We start from the raw sequence: 26,304 nt of genomic DNA on the forward strand, positions 1-26,304 counted from the left end.
GCAACAGATTTTTTTCTTTAAATTTCTAATAAAAAATACTAAATTTTCATTTAACATTATTGTCCATTGCCAAATTTCAACTATGTATTATAATATTAATAAATCTATAATAATAATTAATATCATTTATTTTAAATAGAAAAGTAAATTATTAGGTATTACTTAGTTCAAATAGATTGAAAAATAATAATTTTATGTGTATACTATAAAAGTTACATAATAATACAAGGAGGATGGGAATAAATGAGTGAACAATTAATAACTCTGCCTTTGATTCCTCTAAGGGGAATTAGTATTTTTCCTAATATGATAATACATTTTGATGTAGGAAGAGAAAAATCTAAAGCAGCTATAGAAGCAGCTATAGAAAATCAAACAGATATATTCTTAGCAACTCAAAAGGATTATGAATTAGAGGAACCGTCTATTGGAGATATTTATAATATAGGAACTATATGTAAGATTAAACAAATAATAAAGTTACCTAACGATATAATAAGAGTGCTAGTAGAGGGTACAGATAGAGGAGAAATTAAAGGATTAGATACAGAGAAACAATACCTACAAGTTTGTGTAGAAAGAATAGAAGAATCTTCTAACGATGAGTATGAAGATATTGAGGCTTATATTAAAACTCTTAAAAAGAGTTTTAATAATTATATGAAGGCTTCAGGAAATATAAAAAATAATGTAATATCTATTTTTGATAGTATAAAAAACTATAGTGAATTAATAGATGTAGTTGCATCTTATGTAATTTTTGATGAAGATAAAAAACAAGATATATTACAAGAAATAGATTGTATTAAGAGAATAGAAAAGTTATTAGTTATAATAGAAAATGAAATTGAAATACTTAATGTTGAGAAGAAAATAGGTAAAAAGCTTAGAGAAAGTGTTGATAAATCACAAAAAGAGTATTATATAAGAGAGCAAATAAGAGTTCTTCAAGAGGAAATTGGAGAAGAAGATGATGATAAGAAGGAAATTTCTAAATATGAAGAAAGAATAAAGAAAGCTAAGCTACCTAAGCATGTAAAAGAAAAGGTTGAAAGTGAATTATCAAGATTAAAAGCTACATCAGGGCAAGGTTCAGAAAGTAATGTTATAAGAACTTATCTAGATTGGATATTAGATATACCTTGGAATAAATCAACAAAGGACAATTTTGATATTAAAGAAGCAGAGAAGATTTTAGATAATGATCATTATGGATTAGAAGAAGTAAAGGAAAGAATAGTAGAGTATTTAGCTGTTAAACAATATACTAATAGCTTAAAAGGACCTATAGTATGTTTGGTTGGACCACCGGGTGTTGGTAAGACATCAATAGCTAAATCAATAGCTAATGCAACAAATAGAAAATTTGCTAGAATGTCCTTAGGTGGAGTTAGAGACGAAGCTGAAATAAGAGGGCATAGAAAAACTTATGTTGGAGCAATTCCAGGAAGATTAGCTTATGTTTTAAAGGAAGTTAAGGTTAACAATCCACTTATTTTATTAGATGAAATAGATAAATTAGGATCTGACCATAGAGGGAATGTTTCAGATGCACTTTTAGAAGTACTAGATAGCGAGCAAAATAATACTTTTAGAGACCATTATTTAGAGCTAGATATGGATTTATCTAAAGTATTATTTATAACTACAGCAAATTCACTAGATACAATACCGGCACCACTTTTAGATAGGATGGAGATTATAGAGGTATCAGGTTACACTTATGAGGAAAAATATAATATAGCCAAAGCTTATCTTATACCTAAGCTACTAAAGGAGCATAAACTAACATCAGATCAATTTAAAGTATCAGAAAGTGCAATTAAAGAAATTATAAATTGCTATACTAGAGAAGCTGGTGTAAGAAGTTTAGAAAGAGTTTTAGGAAAATTAATTAGAAAAACTCTTACTGAAATGATAAAGAATAATAAAAAAACTATATCTATATCTGCTAATAGAATAGAAAAATATCTAGGAAGTAAAATTTATACATTTGATATAAAAGAAAAAGAAGATAGAGTTGGAGTAGTAAAAGGAATGGCGTGGACTGCAGCTGGTGGTGACACATTGCCAGTTGAATCTGTAATTATGAAAGGAACAGGTAAATTAATACTTACAGGGCAACTAGGTGATGTTATGCAAGAATCAGCAAAAATTGCATTTGGATTTGTAAGAGCTAATGCAGTGAAATATGGAATTGATGAGGAATTCTATAAGAACACAGATATTCATATACATTTCCCAGAAGGCTCTATAAAGAAGGATGGACCTTCAGCAGGTGTTACTATAATTACCTCTATTGTTTCAGCATTAACAAACAAAAAAGTAAGAAGTAATGTAGCTATGACTGGAGAAGTTACTTTAACAGGAAGAGTACTTGCTATAGGTGGATTAAAAGAAAAGTCAATAGCAGCATTTAGAGCTGGAATTGATACTATAGTAATTCCGAAAGAAAATGATAAAGATTTAATTAAAATACCTGCAACAATAAAAAATAAGCTTAATATCATTGCAGTGGATCATGTTAATGATGTATTAAATAAAGCTATAATTGGAGTTGATACTATTGATTAAAATTAAAAACTCAGATTTTGTTATATCTGCAGTTAAAAGAGAGCAATATCCTATAACAGGTTTGCCAGAAGTAGCTTTTGTAGGACGTTCTAATGTTGGAAAAAGTTCTATAATAAATGCTATAACTAACAGAAAAAAACTTGCGAAGGTTAGCCAAACACCTGGTAAAACAAGATTAATAAACTTCTTTATAATAAACGGAGATGAATTTTATTTAGTAGATTTACCTGGATATGGGTATGCTAAGGTTTCAAAAACAGAAAAGGCAAGTTGGGGAAAGACTATTGAAACATATTTAAATGGTAGGGATGAATTAAAAAGAGTAGTTCTTTTAGTAGATTCTAGACATAAACCAACAGCAGACGATATACAAATGCATGAGTGGATTAAATTTTATGGGTATGATGAAGTTGTTATAGCTACTAAAAGTGATAAACTTTCTAATAATGATTTAAGAAAAAGCGAAAAAGTAATTAGAGATACATTAAAATTAACAAAAGATGATAAGTTATATTTCTTTTCTTCAGTAAATAAGAAGGGGAAAGATGAGTTAATAGATAATCTTTTTAGAGATATAATTGAGAATAGAGAAATAGAAATTTAGTAATATTATTTAAGGAGCTTATAGATAATTCTATAACTCCTTTTTTATTGTTAAAAATTTAAAATATTACAATAAAAAACAGTGGCAATTATTATTCGAGAGAATAGTATATATTATAAAAATAAAAAACTAAAAATCCCAAGGAGGAGTAAGTTATGGAAATGAATGAAATTCTAAATGGTTTAAATTCATGTGACTTTAGCGATAGTACTACAAGCGGCATATCACCAACAACATGTACTAGTTCAGGATCTAGCTGTAGCGGATTTGGCAACGGATTTGGCGGCGGATTTGGTTGTGGATTCGGAAGTTGGATATGGATTCTTTTAATACTATTCTATAGTGGAGGATTTGGTAGAGGAAATAAAATGATGTGTTGCTGTAAGAAAGAAATGAAACATGAATCTTGTTGTGAGCCATGCTGTTGTGACGGTGGCGGAGGATATGGAGGATATGGCACTGGAAGTGGAAGCTGCTCATCTTATCTATTCTTACTAGTAATTCTATTCCTTTGCAACGGTTGTTCAGGTTTTAACAACTTTGGAAGCTGCGGAAACGGAAATGCATTTAGCGGATGCTGCTAATTTAAATTAGAAAGGAGAGATAGTCATGTCAAAAAAACATCATGGAGAAAAATATGAATGCTGCTGTTGTGAACCAGTATCATGCTGTGGAAGTGGAAATGTATTTAGTGGAGTAAACAGTTGTGTTGCACCTATAATATTCTTATTAATAGCATGTGGTTCAGGTGTTTTAAATAATAATTGTTCATTCTTAATAATTTTATTATTCTTACTATGTGGAGATTGTTTCGGAAACTTATTTGGTGGAGATGGATTCGGCTACTAGTATAGAGGATGGAGGGCACTGCCCTCCAAAAAAATGTTCAAAATCATAAACATATTAGATAGTTTTACATATAATAAATCAACAGAGATTTAATAGGAGGAACCTAGATGTCAAAAAAGAAGAATAGACATAAAGGGGAGAGAATAAATAATGAGAATTCTAGCAATAGAATTAATAATGCTCCATTTGGTATAAATCCTGCTCAGCTTATGAGTATGTTAGGGGGCAATATAGATATGGGTCAAATCGGCAATATGCTTTCATCTATGAAGATGGATGGATTAGATTTAAATAATTTTAACCTAGGGCAACTAGGAAATAATGCACCCAATAAAGGAAGCAGTACAAGTAATAGAATTGGATTTGACTTAGGGTCACTACAAGGCATGATGAACAATTTAGGCATGGGAGGATTTAATTTAGGAAATAATAATTCTCAAAATCTAAATTTTAATAATCTAAATTCAGAAAATGATAATAATTTAAACATAGCAAATGAAGAAAATAATAATTCAAGAGATGAGTCAATATATTATGATGAGAACATACAGATGTTAGTCGCTATAAAGAGCATAGTTGACTCTAAGAAAGCTATATTTTTAGATAAGGTAATAGAAGCATATAATAATGGGCATTTTAAATGAAGTTTCAAATAATGACTTTAAAGAGTATAAAAAAATAGTATTATGTAAAGAATATTACTGTACCGGAGAAGTATTCTCCTATAGCAAATGAAGAAAAATCTTCATTTAAGCTAAACCCCCCCATCCCCCTTTTAGGCCGCTAATAGCGGCCTTTTAATTTCATAATTTTTTTATTGAGGATATTTTAAGAGAACCATAGCCGTCTTCTTGAACAGTTAAATAGAGCACTAACTCTTTAACAGAAGATGAATCATTTGTATTTTTAACACATTCAAATGATAATATCCAATTAATTCCTAAGGAATTTCCGTTAGTATCCCATTTAAAATCAGTAAAATATCCATTTTGAAAAGAGTATCTAAAATTTTCTTTATCTAGCCCCCATAGTGTTGCCAGTTCGGTGCTTTTAATATTTGAAGTAAAAATATTAGGAGCTTCGGAGAGTTCGTAAGGTGCTTCGATTATATCTATAAATCCTTGAATAGATGAAAGACCGGGGACCTTGGGCTTTGAAAATGTTATATCTTTTAAATATTCTCCTAAAAACATAAACCCCTTTGTAGACTCATCTCCTTTACTAGAAGATAAAGACAGCAATCTAGGCGTTTTATTGTTGTTAGAGTCTAATATTCCTATTATATTATCATTGGACACAAAAGTATTTATAAACTCGGATCCATTCCATGAAAATACATAATTAATTGGAGTTTTGTCTTTAGATAATCTAGCGATTACCTCAGGTATATTATTTCTAGATAAATCAATCATATCAACTTTCATAGGCCATTTTGAAAGGGAATCTCCAAGTAATTTTGAACCATCTCTATTAACTAATGAATAATTTTTATCTTTAATTTTTATATTTAATATGTAGCTATTACTTTCCTTAGATATTTCAAATTTATCACTTTCACCATCACCATTTAAATCAAAATCAGTATCATTTTTAGAAGTTAATGGAGTTATAGTTTGAATTGAAGCATAATCTTTAACAAAAAAATAAGTAGATGAAACTAATACAAAAAGTATCAGAAAAGTTAGTATATAAGATAATACTTTATTTTTTTTTATAATTATAAACTTTGACATACAATCACCTCATTTTATTATATGAAGGTGATTAGTAATTAATTCAATATAAATAAAAAGCTAGAAATTAATTAAAATTTCCAGCTTAATTACTTATTGGCAATCTTTACATAATCCGTAAAAGAATATTTTGTTTGATAAAACTTTATATTCTGAGCACTCCTCAGCAGTACGATTAAGAGTAGAAAATGATACGTTTTCTAAATCATTTACCTTACTACAGTTTATACACTGAATATGAGCATGTTCATGTGAATTAGCATCATATCTAAAATTACCTTCACCAACATTAATTTCTTGAACTAAGTTAACTTCTACTAAAGTCTTTAATGCTTTATAAACTGTAGCTAAACTCATAGTAGGATATTCAGGTTGAAGTGCTTTGTATATAATTTCTGCAGAAGGATGTTCATTTGTACTCATTAAATATTTATAAACTGCTAATCTTTGGGGAGTAAGTTTAAGTTTCTTTTCTCTAAAGATAGAAGTTATATTCTCCATAATACACCATCCTTTTATATTCTTTCTACAATTATATAATAGAAAATGTTATAAGTCAATATGTATTTTTTAGTAGCAAATACTAATAAATAATAAATATTAATTATTAGAAAATTTCATATTTTATAACAAAATCTTCTTAATAAGTATTGTAATTCTAAATTTAATATGATAATATAATGTTGAGATTGTTAATAAATTAACAACTTGTAAAATTATCATATTTAAAAAGTATGAAATAATAATATCATAAAAATTAGCAATAATATATAATAAATATAAAATATTTATGAGGAGGAATTGGAATGTCAAAATATAAGGTTGGTGACGAATTAATTGTAATTAGTAATGCTTCAGAGGAAAAAGTTAAATTAAGAGAACTAACACAGCTTACAACAGATGGAGATTATGCCCAAATATCATGGGGATTGAAAATAGTTAAAGTTGAATATGACAAACCATATGTAACTTTAACATATAGAAACTTAGATGGTGAATTAAATAAAGTATTTGCAGAATGTAGAGATATAGAAAATTTTGATCAAGAGATGGTTTTAGAAAAAGCACTTCTTAAAGCATTTACAAATGAAATAATAAATATATCAGTAGTTAAAAATAGTAGTCATTGCAAAAGATAAAAAAGGAGAGTAATCTCCTTTTTTAATTTTATAAAAAATGTAATGCATTCTTTAAAATTGAATAGTATTATTATATAATTATTATAAATTAATAATTGAGGATGAGAAAATGGATATTTTTATAGCAAGGCAAGGAATATACGATGTAGAAGAAAAAGTAATAGCTTATGAATTGCTTTATAGAAATTCATTAAACAATAGCTTTAACGGATCTATAGAGGATGAAGTAGCTACATATAAAGTAATAGAAAATATATCTTCATTTGGACTTGATACATTAACTGACAATAAGAAAGCTTTTGTTAATTTCCCAGAGAAGCTAATAGAAAAAGATATTGCTACATTATTACCGAAGGAAAAAGTAGTGATAGAAATATTAGAAACAGTGTATCCATCTGAAGAAATAATAGAAAAGCTGCTCTTATTGAAAGAGCTTGGATATTATATAGCATTAGATGATGTGGTAGATGAAAATCATGTTACAAATTTTATTGGAGTTATAGATATAGTAAAGGTTGATTTTATACTTTCTTCAAGGGAATCAAGAAAAAAGATAGCATTTATATGTAAAAAAAATAATATTAAGATGTTAGCGGAAAAGATAGAAACATTAGAAGGCTTAGAGGAAGCAAAAGAGTTAGGATTTGATTATTTCCAAGGGTATTATTATAGTAAACCATCTATATTTTTAGGGAAAGATATTGCAATTAAAAATACTAGTATTTTTAATATATTAGTGGAATTAATAAGGGAAGATTATGATTTAGACAAGGTAGAATATATAATGAAGACTGACGTTGCACTTACATATAAGTTTTTAAGATTTATAAATTCATCTTATTTTAATTTTCTTCAGGAAATAAAATCTATAAAGCAAGCTATTATCTTAATAGGGAGAGAAGAGCTTAGAAAGTGGTTATCAATTTTATCAGTTGTAGAGATTTCATCAGGAAAAAATGATGAATATGCAAAAAACATAGTAATACGTGCAAAATTTTGTGAGGGAATAGCTAATATATTATCTCCTAAAGATAGGGCATCAGCATTTATGGTTGGATTATTCTCTAATTTGCATCTAATGATGGAAAAAGATATTGAATATGTTGTAGAAAACCTACCTGTTAATGTAGAAATAAAAAATGCCTTAATGGGAGAAGAAAATTTTTTAAGAAGTATATTAGGATTAGCCTTAGCTTACGAAATATTAGATAATGATAATATAAGAATTCAATGTAATAAATTAAAAATTAAGCAAGGGTTACTATGGGATGTATATTGTGGTTCTATTGAGTGGAGTAAAAATATAGGGAATTAAGTCGATAATTTCTTTTCAAAAATATCCAGAAAACACTTTCTTTTACCAAAAAGATGTACTATAATATAAGAAAATTCTGATTTCGTTTTCACGTATTGGGTATTGGGAGGGGAAGTTATGAGTAAGTGTCCATTTTGGTCAACCAATAAAGAAAAAGTAGGTTGCTACAATGCATGTCCAATGCATTCGGTAAGTAATGAAAGTGAACCATGTCCATTTAAGGAATTTTTATCTTCAAATAATAAAGTAACATTTGTTGATAATATGGATGAAGACTTATTTTATTCACAAGATAGATATTTAAATTATGATATGAATGAAAAAGTTATTAATTATTAAAAAGAGTGCATAAGCACTCTTTTATTTTATACATTTATGAAGTAGGTCTTGTTTTAATGTCCATAATTCACTAGATAAATCAACATAATAAGTATGAGGATTCTCAAATCTTAATATTTCAGGCCACATCCTTAGACTTTCACTTTTTGAAAACTCTTTTATTTCTAAAACAGAAGGACTAGTATAAACTTGAGATCCTTTATCAAAAATTTTAACCATTAAATCTTTAACATAAAAGTTAGTAACTAACTTTCTTTTCCAAGTTTCTATAGGGTGAAATATTTCAAGTGGCTTAGATTCATCAATAGCCTCATGATTTAAAGCTATAAGGTCAGCAATTGCATTATTTGTCTCTTTATCATAAATTCTATATATCTTTTTAAAGCCTGGGTTAGTTATTTTTTCGCTATTTTCACTTATTTTTATTTTAGGAATAATTTTATTATTATTTTCTACGGCTACAAGCTTATAAACGCCACCGAAAACAGGCTCTGATTTAGCAGTAATTAATCTTTCACCAACACCAAATGAATCTATGCAAGCACCTTGATTTAAAACATCTCTTATAATATGTTCATCTAATGAGTTGGATACTATTATTTTACAGTCAGGATATCCAGCTGAATCTAAGAGTTTCCTACATTTCTTAGTTAAATAAGTTATATCTCCAGAATCTATTCTAATTCCATTAGGTCTTTTACCTATAGGTTTTAATACTTCATCAAATACTTTTATAGCATTTGGTAATCCGGATTTTAATACATTATATGTGTCAATGAGAAGTGAACAATTATCAGGATATACCTCTGCCCAAGCTTTAAAAGCCTCGTACTCTGTATCAAATAGTTGAACCCAACTGTGAGCCATTGTTCCAACTGCAGGTACATCAAAATATTTATCAGCAATTGTACATGCTGTTGAATCACAACCTCCAATTATTGAAGCTCTAGCACCATAAATTGCACCATCATATCCTTGAGCTCTACGAGAACCAAATTCCATAACTGTTCTACCAGCAGCAGCTCTACATATTCTATTAGCTTTAGTAGCTATAAGAGTTTGGTGATTAATAGTAAGTAGTATCATAGTTTCTATAAATTGAGCTTGAACAACAGGACCTTTAACTATTACTAATGGTTGATTTGGAAAAACGAAGTTTCCTTCAGGTATTGCCCAAACATCACATTCGAATTTAAAGTTCTTTAGGTATTTTAAAAATTCTTCTGAAAATAAATTTTTACTTTTTAAATAATCTATATCTGATTCAGTAAATTTTAAATTGTTTAGATATTGTATTAATTGATCTACACCAGCCATTATACAGTATCCACCGCCATCTGGAACTCTTCTAAAATACATATCAAAATATGCAATTTTATTTTGGATCTCTTTATTAAAATATCCATTAGCCATTGTTAGTTCGTAAAAATCTACTAACATAGTAAGATTACGTTCGTTAGTAACATCAAATCTAATTAAGTTTTCCATGTTTTTCTCCTCTTATAATAAATAACATTCAAAATAGTAAATTCATTAATTCATAGAGTACATTAATATATAAATATATTGTACATCTATACATAAATTATTACAATATAGTTATTTGTACTATAAAAAGGTTAATAATATAAGATAAAAAGGAGGCAGTATGAAGATTAGTTTGGATAAATATCAAGATGAAGCCGTATATATAAAAGATAAAAATGTATTAGTAGTTGCTGCACCAGGATCTGGAAAAACTACTGTTATAATTAACAGAGTAAATTATTTAGTAAATCAGTTAAGAGTAAAATTAGGAAATATAATAATAATAACTTTTACAAGAGCTGCAGCTGATAATATGAAAAATAGGTACAAGAACGTATTTAATAGAGAGATTGCACCTTTTTTTGGAACTTTTCATGGATTGTTCTATAAAATCCTTTTAAGGGAAGGCTTTAACATATCAATAGTTGAGGGAGGAGTTTCTCATAGAATAATTAAGTCTGTATTATCTAAGTATTCAGATGATGTAAGTGAAGATAAAATAAAAGAGGCTTTAAATAATATTTCATTTTTTAAAACATCATTAAAAAATATTGAAGACTTTACTCCAACTATGGCTAAAGATATTTTTATTGAATGTCTTAACAAGTATGAAGGATATAAGTCAAAGAATGGATTTTGGGATTTTGATGATTTATCTATAAAGGTTATAAATTTATTTGAAAATGATAATAGAGTACTAAATAAGTATATAAGCGTATTTAAATATATTTTAGTTGATGAATTTCAAGACTGTGATGAGTTACAAATGCGATTTTTAAAGCTTATAAATAAAGGAAACTCTCTATTTGCTGTTGGTGATGAGGATCAATGCATTTATAGTTTTAGAGGATCTAAACCTGAATATATGGTAAGCTTTGATAAAAATTTTCCAAGTGCTAAAAAAATATATTTATCTATTAATTATAGAAGTAATGAAAATATAGTTGAAGCTTCAAAGGAAATAATAAAGCATAATAAAAGTAGAAATAACAAGATTATACATTCGTATAAAAGCTCAATTGGAATAATAAAGTTTAATACTCCATATGATGAAAAAATGCAAGGGGAAGAGATAGGTAATATAATAGAGAAATCTATAGATGGTTTAAGTGAAAATGCAGTATTGTATAGAACTAATATGGAGGCTAGAAGCATGATAGATACATTTACTCGTAGAAAGATTCCATTTGTGCTTTTAGATAAAGGATATAATTTTTTTGAACACTTTATATGTAAAGATATGTTTTCATACTTAAAGCTTGCAATTAATATAAAAGATAAAGAAAATTTTTTAGCAGTAATAAATAAACCCTTTAGATATATTAGCAAATCAAATTTAGAATATATAAGAAGATCTTTTGAAGATAAATCACCATTTGATATTTTAATAGAAAAAAATGATACACCGCCATATCAAGCCAAAAAACTTAACGAACTAAAGAGAGACATAAGTTATCTTAATAAGTTATCTTTATCTGGTGCAATACAGTATATTATTTCTGAATTAAATTATATAGATTACTTAAAAGATTATGGAGAAAGATATAAACAAAGTATAGAGGAATTGGAAGAGATATTAGAGGAATTTAAAAGTGCAGCAGATGGATTTAAAACAATAATGGAGTTACTTGTACATGTAGAAAGAGTAAAAGAAAAAATAGAAGAAAGTAAGGAAGTAGAAGAAGGAGTAATTTTAAGTACAATTCATGGTGTTAAAGGCATGGAATTTAAAAATGTTTTTATAATTAACTCAAATGAAGAAACAATACCACATAAATCATCTATGGAAGATAATATAGAAGAAGAAAGAAGACTATTTTATGTTTCTGTAACCAGAGCTATAAATAATTTATATATATTCTCTCCTAAAACTCAAAGGGGGAGATTTAGAGATATATCTAGATTTGTTATTGAAGGTGGTTTTAAGGAGATAAATAAAAATGAGGATTATGGAATAAAGGTTAACGATATAATTCATCATAGAACTTACGGAGAGGGTAAGGTTTTATCAATAGAAAAGGATGTAATTAAAATAGATTTTGGTGATTACTTAAGCAAAAGTTTCTCTTTAAAGGTGCTAATGGAAAATAATCTTATTATAATAATAAACTAAGTGTTCACTATTCTTTTTTTAGGATGTATAATCTTATTATGGTAATAAAAGGGGGATTTGTAAGTGGCTTATATTTTAATAGGAATATTATTATTTGTTGTACTTTATTTCGTTATAACATTTGCAGTAGAAAGTGGAGTTTATTATGCCCTACTTAAATTCGAGAAGGTTAGAAAAAAAGATGATATAGATAATTTTTTAAAAGATAATGATAACCTTTAATAGATAATATATGATAGTAAATTATGAGGTGATAGCAAATGAATAATGTAAGTTTAAAGGATATTAAATTTGCACTAGATGTAGGAACAAGATCTATTATTGGAAGTGTAGGAATAGTAGAAGAGAATAAATTTAATGTTATATGTGAAAAGTACTTAGAGCATGAAGAGAGAGCAATGGTAGATGGACAAATTCATGACATAGAATTAGTAGCTAAAGGTGTAAAAAAAATAGTAGATTATATAGAGGCAGAAATAGGAATCCAATTAGAAAATGTTTCTATTGCAGCAGCAGGTAGATTTTTAAAAACAATCAATTCTCAAGGAGAAATGGAATTGGATTCAGAAGAAGAAATAACAAAGGAAGATGTAAGAAAGTTAGAACTAATAGCTCTAAAGAAAGCTGAAAATGAAATAAATAAGACTACAGAAGGAAAGTTATATTGTGTTGGGTATTCTGTAAAAAACTACTATTTAAATGGGTTTGTAATATCTAATTTAATTGGACATAAAGGTGAAAAGGTTTCTGTAGAAGTAATAGCAACTTTTTTACCTAGATCAGTAGTTGATTCATTATACACAGTTATGAAAAAGGTTGGACTTAGAGTAAGTAATTTAACTTTAGAACCAATAGCTGCAATAGAAGCAGTTGTTCCTAAGAACTTAAGGCTATTAAATATAGCATTAGTTGATATAGGAGCTGGGACATCAGATATAGCTATAAGCTCCAAAGAAAGTATATCTTCTTATGGGATGGTTCCACAAGCTGGAGATGAAGTGACAGAATCTATAGTTCAAGAGTACTTAGTTGATTTTAATACTGCTGAATACATAAAAAGAAGTTTAGAAAAAGAAGATGAAATAACATATATTGATATACTTGGTTTAGAAAATAAAATAAAATCAGAGGATATAAAGAAACTAATAAAACCAACAGTTAGAAAAATTGCTGAGGGAATAGCTGCAAAGATAATAGAGCTAAATGCAAATAAGTCACCAAGTGCTTTATTTTTAGTTGGTGGTGGAGCACATACTCCAGGAATAATTGATGAGCTTAGTGATAAATTAAATATGCCAATTCAAAGAATAGCTATAAAGGATAGAAAGTCTGTAGTTGAATGTATTAGTGATAATAATTTAGGCTCAGCAGGGGTTACAGTTTTAGGTATTGCATTAACAGCTTTGAAAAATGGTGAAAATGATTTTATAGATGTAATTCTAAATGGTAGTCCAGTAACTATGTTTAATTCACATAATCACACTATTATGGATGTTATAATTCAAGCAGGTATAAATCCAGTTATGCTTATAGGTAAAAATGGAAAGAATTTAAGATATAAGTTAAATGGTGTGAAAAGAATCGTGTTTGGTGAAAAGGGAAGAAATCCAATTATAAAACTTAATGGCAAATTAGAAAGTATGGATAAGAGAGTTAAGGCTGGAGATGATATAGAAATATCTTATGCTATTACAGGAAAAGATGCAAAATCTAAAATAGTAGAACAAATAAAGGAGTTTAATAGTATAAGTATATATATAAATAATAATTTAGTTAGTCTAGAGCCTATAATATTTGCTAACGATAGTATAGTTAATTTAGATTACTTTATAAATGAGGATGATGATATTAAGATAATACTTCCAAAATCAATTTCGGATATAAAAAACTATGTAATAAAAGAAGAGGTAGTTATAGAAAAGGATGGTATTAAATTATTAGAAGATTATGTTGTTAATGAAGGGGATAAGTTAACATTATATTATAATGATTCACTGAGTAATGAAGTTTCTGTTGAAGTAGATAAAACTTTAAGTACAAGTTATTCAAAAGAAAATGATAAAAAAACTAACGCTGAAAATTATAATGAGATTAAAGTAACAGTTGATAATAAGTTAGTAACACTTAGTGGACAAAAAGACTATATATTTGTGGATATTTTTAACTATATTGATTTTGATTTAAAAGAAGCAAAGGGGATAATAAATTTATTCCTAAATGGAAATAAGGTTGGATATACAGAAAAGTTAAAATCAGGAGACCATATTGAAATATTATGGAGTTAGACTTTATTAAAAATCAAATATTATAGCTATAGGAGTGGTTGGGTGAAATAAATAGGGGGCAAAAACATGAATTTTAAAAATCAAGCAATAAGCCTAAAAGAGGAACTAATAACTATAAGAAGAACCCTTCACCAATACCCTGAATTAGGTATGGAGGAATTTGAAACATCTAAATTTATAAAAAACTTTTTGAAAAATGAAGGAATAGAATTTATAGAAGTTTCTAATACAGGTGTATGTGGGATAATAAATGGAACTAAAGAAAATATTAAAATTCATAAAAAAACTATAGCTTTAAGAGGAGAGATAGATGGATTACCAATTGCAGATAAAAAGCAGTGCAATTATTCATCAAAAATTATAGGAAAGATGCATGCATGTGGACATGATGCTCATACTACAATATTACTTGGAACAGCTAAAATATTAAATAAAAACAAACATTTATTTAGTGGAAATGTAAAATTATTATTTGAACCAGCAGAAGAAACTATAGGTGGAGCTAGGTTTATGATAGAAGAAGGTGTACTTGATAATCCTAAAGTTGATTGTATATGTGGGCTTCATGTTGAAGAAACATTAGAATGCGGAACAACAATGGTTAAACATGGAGTGGTTAATGCAGCATCTAATCCATTTACAATTAGGATAAAGGGCTCAGGTGGACATGGAGCTTATCCTCATACAACTGTTGATCCAATTGTTATAGCTAGTCATGTAGTATTAGGGATACAAACAATAGTAAGTAGAGAAATCAATACAATGAATCCAACTGTTATAACAGTTGGTAGTATTCATGGTGGAACAGCAAAAAACATAATACCGGAGGAAGTAGAAATAAGTGGTATTATACGAACTATGAGTAAAGAAGATAGAGCTTTTGTTAAAAAGAGATTAGTTGAAATTGTTGAAGGAATATGTAAATCTTCAAGGGGAAGCTGTGAAATAGATATAGATGATTCGTATCCTAATTTATATAATGATAACTCTATGGTTGACTTATTTAAATTAGGAGCAAAGAAAATAATAGGAAAAGAAAATATATTACTTCAAAAAAATCCCAAAATGGGAGTAGAGAGTTTTGCTTATTTTGCAAATGAAATACCAGCAGTATTTTACTTTTTAGGTTCAGGAAACAAAAATAAAAATATAATTTATCCTGCACATAGTAGCTTATTTGATATAGATGAAGATTGCTTACCATTGGGGGTTGCAATGCAATGCCAAATAGTATTTGAATATTTGACAAGAAGCTAATTTAATATTAATCTATAACAATGGAGAAAATATAGTTAGAATACTAAAAAACTAGGAGTGATTAGTTTGAGAATAGAAATAGGCACAAATGAAGCAGGTCAAAGATTAGATAAATTTTTAAGAAAATTATTAAAGGATGTTCCTTTAAGCAAAATTTTTAAAGCTTTGAGAAAAGGCGATGTAAGGGTTAATGGTAAGAAGCAAAAAGAAAATTACTCTTTGCAAATAGATGATGTAGTAGAAATAAAATATATACAAAGTAATAAAGAAAAGCCGGAAGAAAAATTTATTAAAGTTAATGCTAGAGGAATGAAAATTACTTATGAAGATGCTAATATACTAATAGTTGAAAAGTGGCCTAATATTTTAGTTCATCCTGATGAAAAAGGAAAAGAACCAAGTTTAACTGATTATGTTTTATCGTATTTAAATGAAAAGGGAGATTACTTACCTGAAAATGAATTAACATTTACTCCTGCACCATGTAATAGATTAGATAGAAATACTTCAGGAATAGTTATATTCGGTAAAAACTTTGAAGCTTTAAGATCAATGAATGAAATGATAAGAGAAGGCAAAGTAGAAAAGTATTACAATACCTTAGTTAAAGGTAAAATAAAAGATGGCTTATACAAAGGATATATTCATAAAAATGAAGAAGCTAATATATCAAAAATATATGATGAAAAAATATCAGATTCAAAAGAAATAGCAATGGAAGTTAAAACTATAAAAACAAATGGGGCATATTCATTTTTAGAAATAGATTTAATAACAGGAAGAAGTCATCAAATTAGAGCACACTTATCACATTTAGGAACTCCTATAATTGGTGATAACAAATACGGAGATAGAAAATTAAATTCATTTTTTGCAAATAAGTTTGGACTTGATTGTCAATTCTTATACGCTTATAAATTGATTTTTAGAGATGCACCAGATAAATTAAGCTATTTAAACAATAAAACTATAATAGAAAGCTTACCACCAGTATTTAAGAAGATTAAAAATGATGTGTTTAAATTCACAATAAAATAAAAGGTGATTAGGTATGGAACAAAAATCAGCCGGACGTGGCTTTTTAATATTATCAATTGCAGGTATTGCTGGTAAATTATTATCAGCAATATATGTTCCTTTATTGACAGCTGTTTTAGGTGAAACAGGTTATGGAATATATGTTGCTGGATATGATATATTCGTTTTCTTGATTGCAGTAACTAGTCTAGGAGCACAGCCTGCAGTTACAAAAGTTGTAACTGAACTTAGAGCAATGGGAAATCATAAGGATGCTTTAAGAGCTATGAAGCTGGCAATAAAGTATTTAGGTATGATAAGTATAATAATTGCAGCTATTTTTATGGCTATAGCATTTCCGCTTTCCAAAATTATTAGTGCAGAACAATCAGCTTTAACATTTGTATTTTTAGGACCAGCAATAATTTTTGCAGCTATTTTGGCAGGATATAGAGGATATATGCAAGCTGTTGAAGAAATGGAGACATTAGCTATATCTCAAATTATAGAGCAACTAATAAATGTTGTACTTAGTTTAGTATTTGCAGGTATATTAATTACTATAACAAGTGATGATGCGTGGGGAAGTGCAGGGGGAACGATAGGTACATCTTTAGGAGCAGTAGTTGCAATAATATATATAATATACATATATGAAAAAAGAAATTATAAGGAAGAAGCAGAAAAGAATCATGATCCAAATAGAAGAAGAGTTTCTGATAAGAAAATAGTTAAAAAGTTATTTATGTATGCAATACCTATAACTTTAGTTGCGGGAGTACAAAATTTTGCTGGAGTTATAGATACTATGACTTTAGGAAAAAGCTTAAGTTCAGCAGGATTTAATGATATACAGGTTAATGATTTAAGGGCAGTTTTATCTTACTATAAGACACTTATATATGTTCCATTAGCTATAGTTACTGCACTTGGAACTTCAATTTTTCCTAAGGTTATACAAGCATTTGTACATAAGAATAAGAAAGACTTAAAGCAACAAACAAGCTATGCATTTAGAATAATGTATATCATTGTAATGCCAGCTGTATTTGGGTTGGCGATATTAAGTAAGGAAATATATAAATTTTTATTCCCTTCTTGGGATGGATATTATTTACTTATGTTTGGTTCAACACTTTTAATATTTATGTCTATAACTACGATACAAAATGTTATACTTCAAGGAATAAATAAATTATATTTAATAATATTATCTGCAAGTGCTGGGTTAGTAGCTAAAATATTAATAAATATTTTATTAGTACCCATCCCAAAAATAAATATAATGGGAGCAGTAGTAGCAACCTTTGTATCATTTATTATACCAACAATAATAAATCATAGAAAAATAGAAAGCTTTTTTAAGGTAAGAATACCAATAATAAAGCAAGCTATAGTACCAACAATATGTTCTATATTAATGGCTATTGTAATATTCTTAGTAAAATTCCCAATTATTAAAGTTGCAGATATGATTGGTGGAGGAAGGATAGTAATAGCTATAGCAACATTAATTTTAATAGGTATAGGTGGCGTAGTTTATTTATATACAATGGTTTACTTTGGAGGAATAAGAAAAAAAGATTTAGATTTAATTTCACCAAAACTTTTTAGATTCTTACCAAGAAGAATAAGAAAAGAATTAATTTAAGTGTAAAATAATAAGAAATTAAAATATAATTAAATTAAGTTAAAAAATAAAGGGTAGAAATAAGTTTAATTTCTATCCTTTATTTTTATAAATTTAAAAGAAGATTTATATTAGCTATTGTTCTTCAATTCCAAAGAAACTTAAAAATGTAAATATAATAAATGTTAGGCTAATTATTATTAAGTTTTTAGCTATAAACATATTACCAAGGAAATTGTTTGTAAATACTTTTAGTATCATAAATATTAATATTGATAATAGTAAAAATATACTTATATTACTTTTAGATAAATCTAAGTATATATGCTTTTGAACTTCTCTAAGATTTATAAATAAGCTTACACTAGAGGTTATGAATATACTTATGGCATAGCCCATTATATTTACTCCAGGTATTCCAACAAATATAAATAAGCATATAATTTCTAGTAATGAAACTATTAAGGAATTTTTTAATATTATACCTTGTTTATTTAATCCATTTAGTATTCCAAACATTGTGCTTGCAGTAAAGAATATAGGGGCGCTTAATGAGGCAACTTTTATATATTCTCCTAAGTCATCTCTTCCATAAAACATTTCTCCTAGAGAGTGAGGAATAATATTACAAATTATAGTTGTAGCAAGTCCAAGTAAAAATGCTATTTTCATTACCTTTTTAATTCTTATAGTGGCATTATAGTAGTCACCTCTGCTTAAGGTTTCTGACAAATCAGGAACTATAAGAGAGTTTATAGACATAATAACTATCATTGGGAAGGTAACTATTGTTAAAGCCATTCCAGTAAATTTACCTATCATGCCTAAAGCTGTTACAGAATCAAATCCAGCAGCAGCTAACCTTCTTGGTACTAATAATGTTGAAGCTGTACCAAACAAATTACCTAGAAATCCATTAACACACAAAGGAAGTGCAATTATTAATACATTAAATAATAATTGTGAAGCTCTCTCTGGTTTTTCAACTGATGGAGTTACTTTTCTAGAGAGATTTTTATAGTAAATGTACAATAAAATTAAGCTTTGAAGTTCCCCAATTGCTAGCGACAAATAAGCTAAAGTTACTAAAGAAGTAATTGAAGTAGCCTTAAACATATAAATTAATATTGCAATAGTAATAATACGCATTGCTTTTTCTAAAATATCTATAAATGAAGGAACTACTATTTTAGAAACTCCATAAAAGTAACCTTTTAATATGTTAGATAAAGCTATAAAGACCATAGCTGGACAAGTTATTCTAATAGCATTAACAGTTCTAATGTCATGTATTCCATATTTACTTATGTAAGGAGACAAAAAGAATACCATAATACCTATAGCGATTGCCCATATTACATTGAAGCTAGCAACTGTTTTTATAGTTTTACTTATATTATTATATTGACCTTTAGATTTGTATATTGCAGATACTTGTGATATGGCAGCTATAATTCCAGCAGTCATTAAACAAATGAAAAGGTTATATATAGGCATTACTAAGCCGTATAGTCCCATTCCTACAGGACCTATAAGTTTTGATAAGTAAATTGAAAATATAAAGCCTAAAATTCCAGTGGTTATATTAGACGCAGTAAGAAGAAAAGAATTTCTTACAAAACTATCTTTTTCCAAAGTATATCACCCCCAAATTAGTACATTTATATGTATTCTAAAATAAAAAGAAATATACCATTAGTAATCATTAAGAAAATAAGTAGAATATGAAGGAAAATTAAATAATTCTAAAAGTAATAATTTATATATTTCAAAATATAAATTAAACATAAATAAAAAATTAGGAGGAGCTCATGAAAAGGTTTATTAAATTTTTACTTATTTCAATTATAGTAGTGACTATGGCCTTTGGGATTTTTAAGGTTACAAATAAATATAATTTAGATATTCTAAATAAAAATATAGATTGGTCAATAAGCCTTAAAGGATGTGAAGGAGCTAAAAGCTTTGATTTTGATGAAGAGGGGAATTTGTATCTGGCATTTGATGATACAATTAGAATAGTAAATAAGGATGGTAACGATGGGGTTATAATAAGAGAAAGTAAGTTGAACATTTTAGATATAATATACAATGATAAAAAGTTATACATATCTACAGATAACAGGATACTGGAGTATGATATAGATGAAAAATCATATAAAGAGCTTGTAAGTGAAATACCCAATAATGGTATAAATAAAAAAATAAATTTATTACTTCATGAAAATAAACTATATTTCTCAGTTGGAAGTAACACAAATGCTGGAATAGTTAATGAAAAAGGAGAAGCCTTTGACATAGCAACAGGTGAATGGATATTATATGGGAATAATTATGGAGAAAATAAAACAGGAGCTTTTTCACCGTATGCAGTGACTACAGAAGTTGAAGAAAAAGCGCAATTTCAAAAGTTAGGGAATGCAGCTATATTATCTTATGATTTAAATAATGGAGAAATAAACTTATTTGCTCATGGAATTAGAGATATAAAGGGATGGGATATAGATGATAAGGGAGAAATAAATGGAATCGTGGGGGGGATGGAAGATTTACCTCCAAGAAACATAAAGGATGACAAAGATTATATATATAATCTACAAAAGGAAGATTGGTATGGATGGCCAGATTATAGTGGGGGAGATCCTATAACATCACCCAGATTTACAGATTTAATAAAACAAGAATACCTAATAAAAAATCATCCAGATAAAAATCCAAGTAGGCCTATATATCAAGATAATGATGTTTCATCACTACAAGGGCTAGCTATAGATAAATATGGAAAATGCTTTGATAAAAATACTATGATATTTGGAAATAATAAAAAAGGGTTTATATATGCATTAAATGAAAATGGTATAGTAAAAGATTTAGTTGATTTAGGTGATAAGAGTAGGATAGAAAAAATATTATTTTACAAGGATAGCTTCTACGTATTAGATAGTAATGCTGGATGCTTATATAGCCTTAAATCAAATGAATCGATAGGAATTTTTAAGTTACCTAAGATATTCTGGATTTTTTCTATAGTATTTGTAATAGTAATAATAATATGTGTATTAATTAAAAATAAAGAACATAAGATAAGTAGTGCTAATAAATAGATAAAAGAGAAGAGTTGGGCTCTTCTTTTTTTATTTATAGGAAAGGATAAAAGCTTAAATCTTTAAAAGTTTAACAAAAAGTATTAATAAATTCTGAGGTTAATAAATATAAATATAATATAACTTATGTAATTGGAGGTAAAGTGAGATGGGTAAAACAATAGTACTTAATTTATCAGATGTAAAATTGAATGGAGATATACTAGATGTTGGAGAAAGTTTTGGAGTTATATATAATATATCAAAGGATGTAATGGATGAAATTTCAGTAGATTATGTGGGAGCAGAAAATTCAAACATGCTTAAGGAAGAAGATTATGATACTTGTACAATGTTTTTTCATTTAAGTAAACTATGGAATAATTCCTCTAGATTAAAATTAATTGAAGAAGTAACTAAATATATTAAGGTTGGAGGATCAATATATATATGGGACATAAATAAAGAAATTAAGAGTATAGTAAATAACAAGATAATGGCTGTACTACCATCAGGTAAGGTAAGGGAATTTGAATTTAAAAATTTAAATCCTTTAATAAAGTCAGATATGGAAGAAAATAAAAAATTTCTTGAAAAATACTATGAAATAGAAGAAACTAAGTTATGGGAGGATATACATTTTATAAAGGGTATAAAACTTTAATTTTGAAAGGAAGAAGATACTTATGAAAATTTTACTTACAGCTATAAATTCTAAATTTGTTCACAGCAATTTAGCTGTTAGATACTTAAGGGCTTTTACAAAAGATATGAATTATGATTGTAAAATTAGAGAGTTTTCTATAAATGATAGAGAAGAAAAAATATTAGAAGAAATAATAAAAGAAAAACCTAACGTAGTAGCTTTTTCTACTTATATTTGGAATATAGAAATGATAAAAAAATTATCAAATCTTATAAAACTTGTAGATGAAAATATAGAGATATTATATGGAGGTCCAGAAGTATCTTATGACAGTCAAAACATACTAAGAGAGCTAAATGGAGAATATATTATTGAGGGAGAAGGAGAAAAAACATATAGAGAATTTATAGATTATAAGTTAGGGGAAAGAGATATAAATTCAATAAGAGGTTTTTACTACAAAAAGAATGGTGACATAATATCAAATGGAAAAAGACCTCTAATGAATATGAATGAGCTAGTGTTTCCTTATGAAGAAGATGAAATCTTAGATAATAAAATAGTATATTATGAAGCCTCAAGAGGATGTCCTTTTAATTGCAAATATTGTTTATCATCTACAACTCACGGAGTTAGGTTTTTAGATATTGATAGGGTAAAGAAAGAATTAAAATATTTTATTGATAAGGAAGTAAGGCTTGTTAAGTTTGTAGATAGAACTTTTAATTGTAATAATAAATTTACAATGGCTATCTGGAAATTCCTTATAAATCAAGATACAAAAACACAATTTCACTTTGAAATATCTGCAGATATATTAAAAAAATCAGAACTAGATCTTTTAAGAAAGGCACCAAAGGATAGATTCCAATTTGAAGTTGGAGTTCAAACAACAAATGATGATGTACTAAATAGAATAAATAGATTTGTTAATTTTAGTGATATTAAGGAAAAGGTTGAAGAACTCCTTCAAATTAGAAACATAAAACAGCATCTAGATTTAATTGCAGGCTTGCCAGGAGAAGATTATAATTCATTTAAAAAATCATTTAATGATGTTTATAGTATAGAGCCAGAAGAAATTCAATTAGGGTTTTTAAAGCTTTTAAGGGGTTCATCTATGAGAGAAGAAGCAGAGGAATATGGAATGAAGTATTCTCCATATCCACCATATGAAATATTGAAAACTAATAATATAAGTTATGATGAATTAATAAGGCTTAAGAAAGTGGAGGAAATGGTCGATAAATATTATAACTCTCAAAAGTTTAGTAACATAATAAAATATTTAGTAGAGAAGTTTGATAATCCTTTTAATTTTTATTATAAATTGGGTTCTTATTTTGACTCTAAGGGATATTTCAATAGAAATATAGGAAATAGTGAGTATTATAAAGTATTTTTAGATTTTAATATGGAGATATTAAAAGAAGACAATTTTATATTAAATCAAATTTTAAAATTTGATTATTTAAGATTTAATAAAAAAAGAGGAATACCAGAGTTTATAGAAAAAAATTTAGATAAAGAAGAAGAAAAAAATATAAAAGAACAATTAAGAGACTTATATTCTTTTAAGGATTATCATTTAGAAGTCTTTAGTATAAATATACATAAATTTATGCAAGATTCTATTATAATTATGGAAAAAGATTACTACTTATTTGGACATGGAGGTGATGTTATAAACGTAACTGATAAATTAAAATAAATTCAAAAAATTTTAAAATTTAAGTTAAATAAAGAAAGAAAACAATTACAATACTTGAAAAATTGTTCTTATTTAACTAAATGAAGAATAAAAATGTTGAAAAAAATATTAAATCATGTATAATGGATAATAATAAAGAGTAATTAATACTATATAAAGTATTAATTGCTATATTATTATTTTACAATAATAAAGGTGGTGAGATTTTGGCATTAGAAGCAATAAGTGAAATTAAAAGAGCTGAAGAAGAGGCAGAGAAGCTAATTCAAGAAGCTACAATAAGTTCAAAGGAAATATTAAAGAATGCAAATATTAAAGCTGAGGAAGAATATAATAAAATTTTAAATGAAGCAAATTTAAATAAAAGTAAAATAATTTCTGAAGCTGAAGAAACAGGAAAATTAGAATCAGAACCTATATTAAGAAAAGGTGAAGAAGAAGTATTAAGCATTAAAGGTATTTCTGATGAAAAGAAAAATAATGCTATTAATTTAATCGTTGAGAGGATAGTGAAGATTCATGGCAATAGTTAAGATGAACAAATTCACTTTGCTTACCTTTGAATCTAAAAAACAAGATATCTTAAAGAAAATACAAGGGTTATCTAATGTAGAATTTATTAATTTACAGGACGAGGAATTCCTTGAAAAATATGATGAGTTGAAAGGCTTATCTAATGATGATATAGATTTAGAGTGTTCAAAGTATGAAGAAAATTTATCAAAGGCTAAATTTGCCCTAGAATTTCTCGCAAGATATGTTCCTAAAAAATCAGGAATAAAGGCATTAAAGGAGGAAAAGCTAACGTTAACCTTAGAAGAATTAGATAATAAGGTTAAAAACTCAAATTGGAATAAAGGCTATGAAAAGGCAAAGGAAAGAGAGTCGCAGTTAGCAAGTCTAGATTTAAAGGTTACAAAATTACAAACAGAAATAGATACATTAACTCCTTGGCAAGATTTAGATGTAGCTTTTAATGAACTAATACAATTAAAAAATACATCTTATTTTTTAGGTACTATAGCAAAATCTTATGAAGATTCATTAATGGAACAATTATCAAATGTATATGTTGAAATAATATCAAGAAATAACAATGATATTAATCTTTTAATTTTATCTAATAAAGAAGATGGAGAAAATGTAGCAGAAATTCTTAGAGGTTTTGGATTTAGCAGTTTTAAAACAGAACATAAAGATGTTCCTATGAAGCTTATTTTAGATTTTAAGCATCAAATAGAAGAGTTGCAAACAAAAAAATTCTTTGTTCAAGAAGAAATTGCAAATTTAGAAGAAGATTTAAGAAATTTAGAAATAGCTTATGACTATTTTGCGAGTAAAGTTGAAAGAATTAAAGTTTCAACAAATTTCTTAAAAACAAAAAATATATGTGCAATTCAAGGTTGGATAGCACAAGAAGATACTGAAAAACTAAAATCTATATGTAGCGAAATTCTTAAAGATGATTACTACATAGAATTTGAAGAAGTAAAAGAAGAAGAAATAGATGATGTACCAATAAAACTTAAAAATGGTGAACTTGTATCAGCTTTTGAAAGTGTAACAGGAATGTACAGTTATCCAAAGTATAATGAAATTGATCCAACTCCATTACTTGCACCATTCTATTTAATATTCTTTGGAATGATGGTAGCAGATGCTGGTTATGGATTAATAGTTTTAATAGGATCTGGATTAGCACTTAAGTTTTTAAATCTTGATGATAGCAAAAAAGATTTTGCTAAGTTTTTCTTCTACTTAAGTTTCCCAACAATATTTTTTGGGCTAATTTATGGATCAGCATTTGGAGATGCTATAAAACTGCCAACACAAATTATAGATACTAACAAAGATGTAAATACAATATTAATTTTATCTTTAGCATTAGGTATAATACAAATATTCTTTGGATTATTTATAAAAGTATATAATCTAACAAAACTTGGTAAAGCTAAAGATGCATTTTATGATGCAGGTTCATGGATAATTACATTAATATCAATAGGTGGATTAGCAGCAGTTAAATTTTTAAACTTACCAGCTGTTTTAGGGACTATATTTACAATAACTATGGTATTTGGAATGATTGTTATAGTTTTAACAGGTGGTAGAGACGAAGAAACTAAAGGGGCACAAATAGGTCAAGGTTTATATGCCTTATATGGTATAACAGGATATGTAGGTGACTTAGTATCATATACAAGACTTATGGCTTTAGGTTTAGCAGGCGGATCTATTGCAGGAGCGTTAAATTTATTAATACACACTCTTCCAGGGGTGGCTGCAATAGTAATAGGACCTGTATTGTTTGTACTATTCCATATATTTAACTTAGGATTATCATTACTTGGAGCTTATGTTCATACAGCAAGACTTCAATATGTTGAATATTTCTCAAAGTTTTATGATGGCGGTGGAAAACCATTTAAAGCATTTAAAGGTTCAGAAAAATATATAAAGATCAAAAGAAATTAGGAGGAAT

At 27.3% G+C, this 26,304-nt stretch carries 23 protein-coding genes; 19 read left to right on the plus strand and 4 right to left on the minus strand.

Going from position 1 to position 26,304, the window contains the following annotated elements; translation table 11 throughout:
• Positions 1 to 243: 243 nt before the first annotated feature.
• The 5 genes from lon to ACYUEX_RS03880 all read left to right on the plus strand — a co-directional run bounded on the left by lon (position 244) and on the right by ACYUEX_RS03880 (position 4,671).
• A complete protein-coding gene (lon, locus tag ACYUEX_RS03860) occupies positions 244 to 2,574 on the plus strand; it encodes an endopeptidase La (protein WP_460286637.1) in 2,331 nt (776 codons plus the stop codon).
• Entirely contained in the window at positions 2,570 to 3,178 is a 609-nt protein-coding gene (yihA, locus tag ACYUEX_RS03865) for a ribosome biogenesis GTP-binding protein YihA/YsxC (protein ID WP_460287054.1), read from the plus strand. The genes lon and yihA overlap by 5 nt, the downstream gene beginning before the upstream one ends.
• 155 nt (positions 3,179 to 3,333) lie before the next feature.
• Positions 3,334 to 3,762, plus strand: coding sequence for a hypothetical protein (locus tag ACYUEX_RS03870; protein ID WP_460286638.1), 429 nt, complete (start codon positions 3,334 to 3,336; stop codon positions 3,760 to 3,762).
• A gap of 25 nt (positions 3,763 to 3,787) precedes the next feature.
• Positions 3,788 to 4,027 carry a hypothetical protein gene (locus ACYUEX_RS03875; protein ID WP_411168858.1) on the plus strand — a complete coding sequence of 80 codons (240 nt, stop codon included), beginning with the start codon at positions 3,788 to 3,790 and terminating at the stop codon, positions 4,025 to 4,027.
• Positions 4,028 to 4,134: 107 nt separating this feature from the next.
• On the plus strand, positions 4,135 to 4,671 hold the full coding sequence (locus tag ACYUEX_RS03880; RefSeq protein WP_411168857.1) for a hypothetical protein: 537 nt from the start codon (positions 4,135 to 4,137) through the stop codon (positions 4,669 to 4,671).
• 159 nt (positions 4,672 to 4,830) lie between these two features.
• Here the strand turns inward: ACYUEX_RS03880 and ACYUEX_RS03885 are convergent, their stop codons facing one another.
• Positions 4,831 to 5,760 carry a hypothetical protein gene (locus ACYUEX_RS03885; protein ID WP_460286639.1) on the minus strand — a complete coding sequence of 310 codons (930 nt, stop codon included), beginning with the start codon at positions 5,758 to 5,760 and terminating at the stop codon, positions 4,831 to 4,833.
• A 93-nt stretch (positions 5,761 to 5,853) separates the two neighbouring features.
• A complete protein-coding gene (gene perR / locus ACYUEX_RS03890; protein ID WP_411168855.1) occupies positions 5,854 to 6,261 on the minus strand; it encodes a transcriptional regulator PerR in 408 nt (135 codons plus the stop codon).
• Positions 6,262 to 6,566: 305 nt separating this feature from the next.
• Here perR and ACYUEX_RS03895 point away from each other — a divergent pair, with 305 nt between their 5' ends.
• From ACYUEX_RS03895 to ACYUEX_RS03905, 3 genes are all read left to right on the plus strand, one after another.
• A complete protein-coding gene (locus ACYUEX_RS03895; RefSeq protein ID WP_411168854.1) occupies positions 6,567 to 6,899 on the plus strand; it encodes a hypothetical protein in 333 nt (110 codons plus the stop codon).
• 109 nt (positions 6,900 to 7,008) lie between these two features.
• Positions 7,009 to 8,214, plus strand: a complete 1,206-nt coding sequence (locus tag ACYUEX_RS03900) for an EAL and HDOD domain-containing protein (protein ID WP_460286640.1) — start codon at positions 7,009 to 7,011, stop codon at positions 8,212 to 8,214.
• 117 nt (positions 8,215 to 8,331) lie between these two features.
• Entirely contained in the window at positions 8,332 to 8,553 is a 222-nt protein-coding gene (locus tag ACYUEX_RS03905) for a hypothetical protein (protein WP_322379512.1), read from the plus strand.
• A 21-nt stretch (positions 8,554 to 8,574) separates the two neighbouring features.
• Here ACYUEX_RS03905 and ACYUEX_RS03910 read toward each other — a convergent pair whose 3' ends face one another.
• Positions 8,575 to 10,041: a nicotinate phosphoribosyltransferase gene (locus ACYUEX_RS03910; RefSeq protein ID WP_460286641.1), complete on the minus strand. Its 1,467-nt coding sequence runs from the start codon at positions 10,039 to 10,041 to the stop codon at positions 8,575 to 8,577.
• 160 nt (positions 10,042 to 10,201) lie between these two features.
• Between ACYUEX_RS03910 and ACYUEX_RS03915 the strand changes: the two genes are divergently transcribed.
• From ACYUEX_RS03915 to ACYUEX_RS03940, 6 genes are all read left to right on the plus strand, one after another.
• Entirely contained in the window at positions 10,202 to 12,193 is a 1,992-nt protein-coding gene (locus ACYUEX_RS03915) for an ATP-dependent helicase (protein ID WP_460286642.1), read from the plus strand.
• A 63-nt stretch (positions 12,194 to 12,256) separates the two neighbouring features.
• The gene (locus tag ACYUEX_RS03920; protein WP_411168850.1) at positions 12,257 to 12,415 is read left to right on the plus strand and encodes a hypothetical protein; all 159 of its coding nucleotides are present in this window, start codon (positions 12,257 to 12,259) and stop codon (positions 12,413 to 12,415) included.
• A 38-nt stretch (positions 12,416 to 12,453) separates the two neighbouring features.
• Positions 12,454 to 14,478 (plus strand): cell division protein FtsA, encoded by a 2,025-nt coding sequence (locus ACYUEX_RS03925; RefSeq protein ID WP_460286643.1) that lies wholly within the window; start codon positions 12,454 to 12,456, stop codon positions 14,476 to 14,478.
• A 66-nt stretch (positions 14,479 to 14,544) separates the two neighbouring features.
• A complete protein-coding gene (locus tag ACYUEX_RS03930; protein WP_460286644.1) occupies positions 14,545 to 15,735 on the plus strand; it encodes a M20 metallopeptidase family protein in 1,191 nt (396 codons plus the stop codon).
• A gap of 66 nt (positions 15,736 to 15,801) precedes the next feature.
• Positions 15,802 to 16,773 carry an RluA family pseudouridine synthase gene (locus tag ACYUEX_RS03935; protein WP_411168847.1) on the plus strand — a complete coding sequence of 324 codons (972 nt, stop codon included), beginning with the start codon at positions 15,802 to 15,804 and terminating at the stop codon, positions 16,771 to 16,773.
• A 13-nt stretch (positions 16,774 to 16,786) separates the two neighbouring features.
• Positions 16,787 to 18,403, plus strand: coding sequence for a putative polysaccharide biosynthesis protein (locus ACYUEX_RS03940; RefSeq protein ID WP_460286645.1), 1,617 nt, complete (start codon positions 16,787 to 16,789; stop codon positions 18,401 to 18,403).
• Positions 18,404 to 18,517: 114 nt separating this feature from the next.
• On the opposite strand, the gene spoVB is transcribed toward ACYUEX_RS03940, so the two are convergent.
• Entirely contained in the window at positions 18,518 to 20,017 is a 1,500-nt protein-coding gene (gene spoVB, locus ACYUEX_RS03945; RefSeq protein WP_460286646.1) for a stage V sporulation protein B, read from the minus strand.
• Positions 20,018 to 20,193: 176 nt separating this feature from the next.
• Here spoVB and ACYUEX_RS03950 point away from each other — a divergent pair, with 176 nt between their 5' ends.
• The 5 genes from ACYUEX_RS03950 (at position 20,194) to ACYUEX_RS03970 (ending at position 26,297) form a co-directional block, all read left to right on the plus strand.
• Positions 20,194 to 21,486, plus strand: coding sequence for a hypothetical protein (locus ACYUEX_RS03950; RefSeq protein WP_460286647.1), 1,293 nt, complete (start codon positions 20,194 to 20,196; stop codon positions 21,484 to 21,486).
• Positions 21,487 to 21,634: 148 nt separating this feature from the next.
• Positions 21,635 to 22,129, plus strand: coding sequence for a hypothetical protein (locus ACYUEX_RS03955; protein ID WP_460286648.1), 495 nt, complete (start codon positions 21,635 to 21,637; stop codon positions 22,127 to 22,129).
• Between the two features lie 22 nt (positions 22,130 to 22,151).
• Positions 22,152 to 23,822: a B12-binding domain-containing radical SAM protein gene (locus ACYUEX_RS03960; protein WP_460286649.1), complete on the plus strand. Its 1,671-nt coding sequence runs from the start codon at positions 22,152 to 22,154 to the stop codon at positions 23,820 to 23,822.
• 206 nt (positions 23,823 to 24,028) lie between these two features.
• On the plus strand, positions 24,029 to 24,355 hold the full coding sequence (locus ACYUEX_RS03965; protein WP_411168841.1) for an ATPase: 327 nt from the start codon (positions 24,029 to 24,031) through the stop codon (positions 24,353 to 24,355).
• Positions 24,342 to 26,297: a V-type ATP synthase subunit I gene (locus ACYUEX_RS03970; RefSeq protein ID WP_460286650.1), complete on the plus strand. Its 1,956-nt coding sequence runs from the start codon at positions 24,342 to 24,344 to the stop codon at positions 26,295 to 26,297. The genes ACYUEX_RS03965 and ACYUEX_RS03970 overlap by 14 nt, the downstream gene beginning before the upstream one ends.
• Positions 26,298 to 26,304 lie beyond the last annotated feature (7 nt).

The organism is Clostridium sp. CTA-7 (assembly GCF_054768095.1).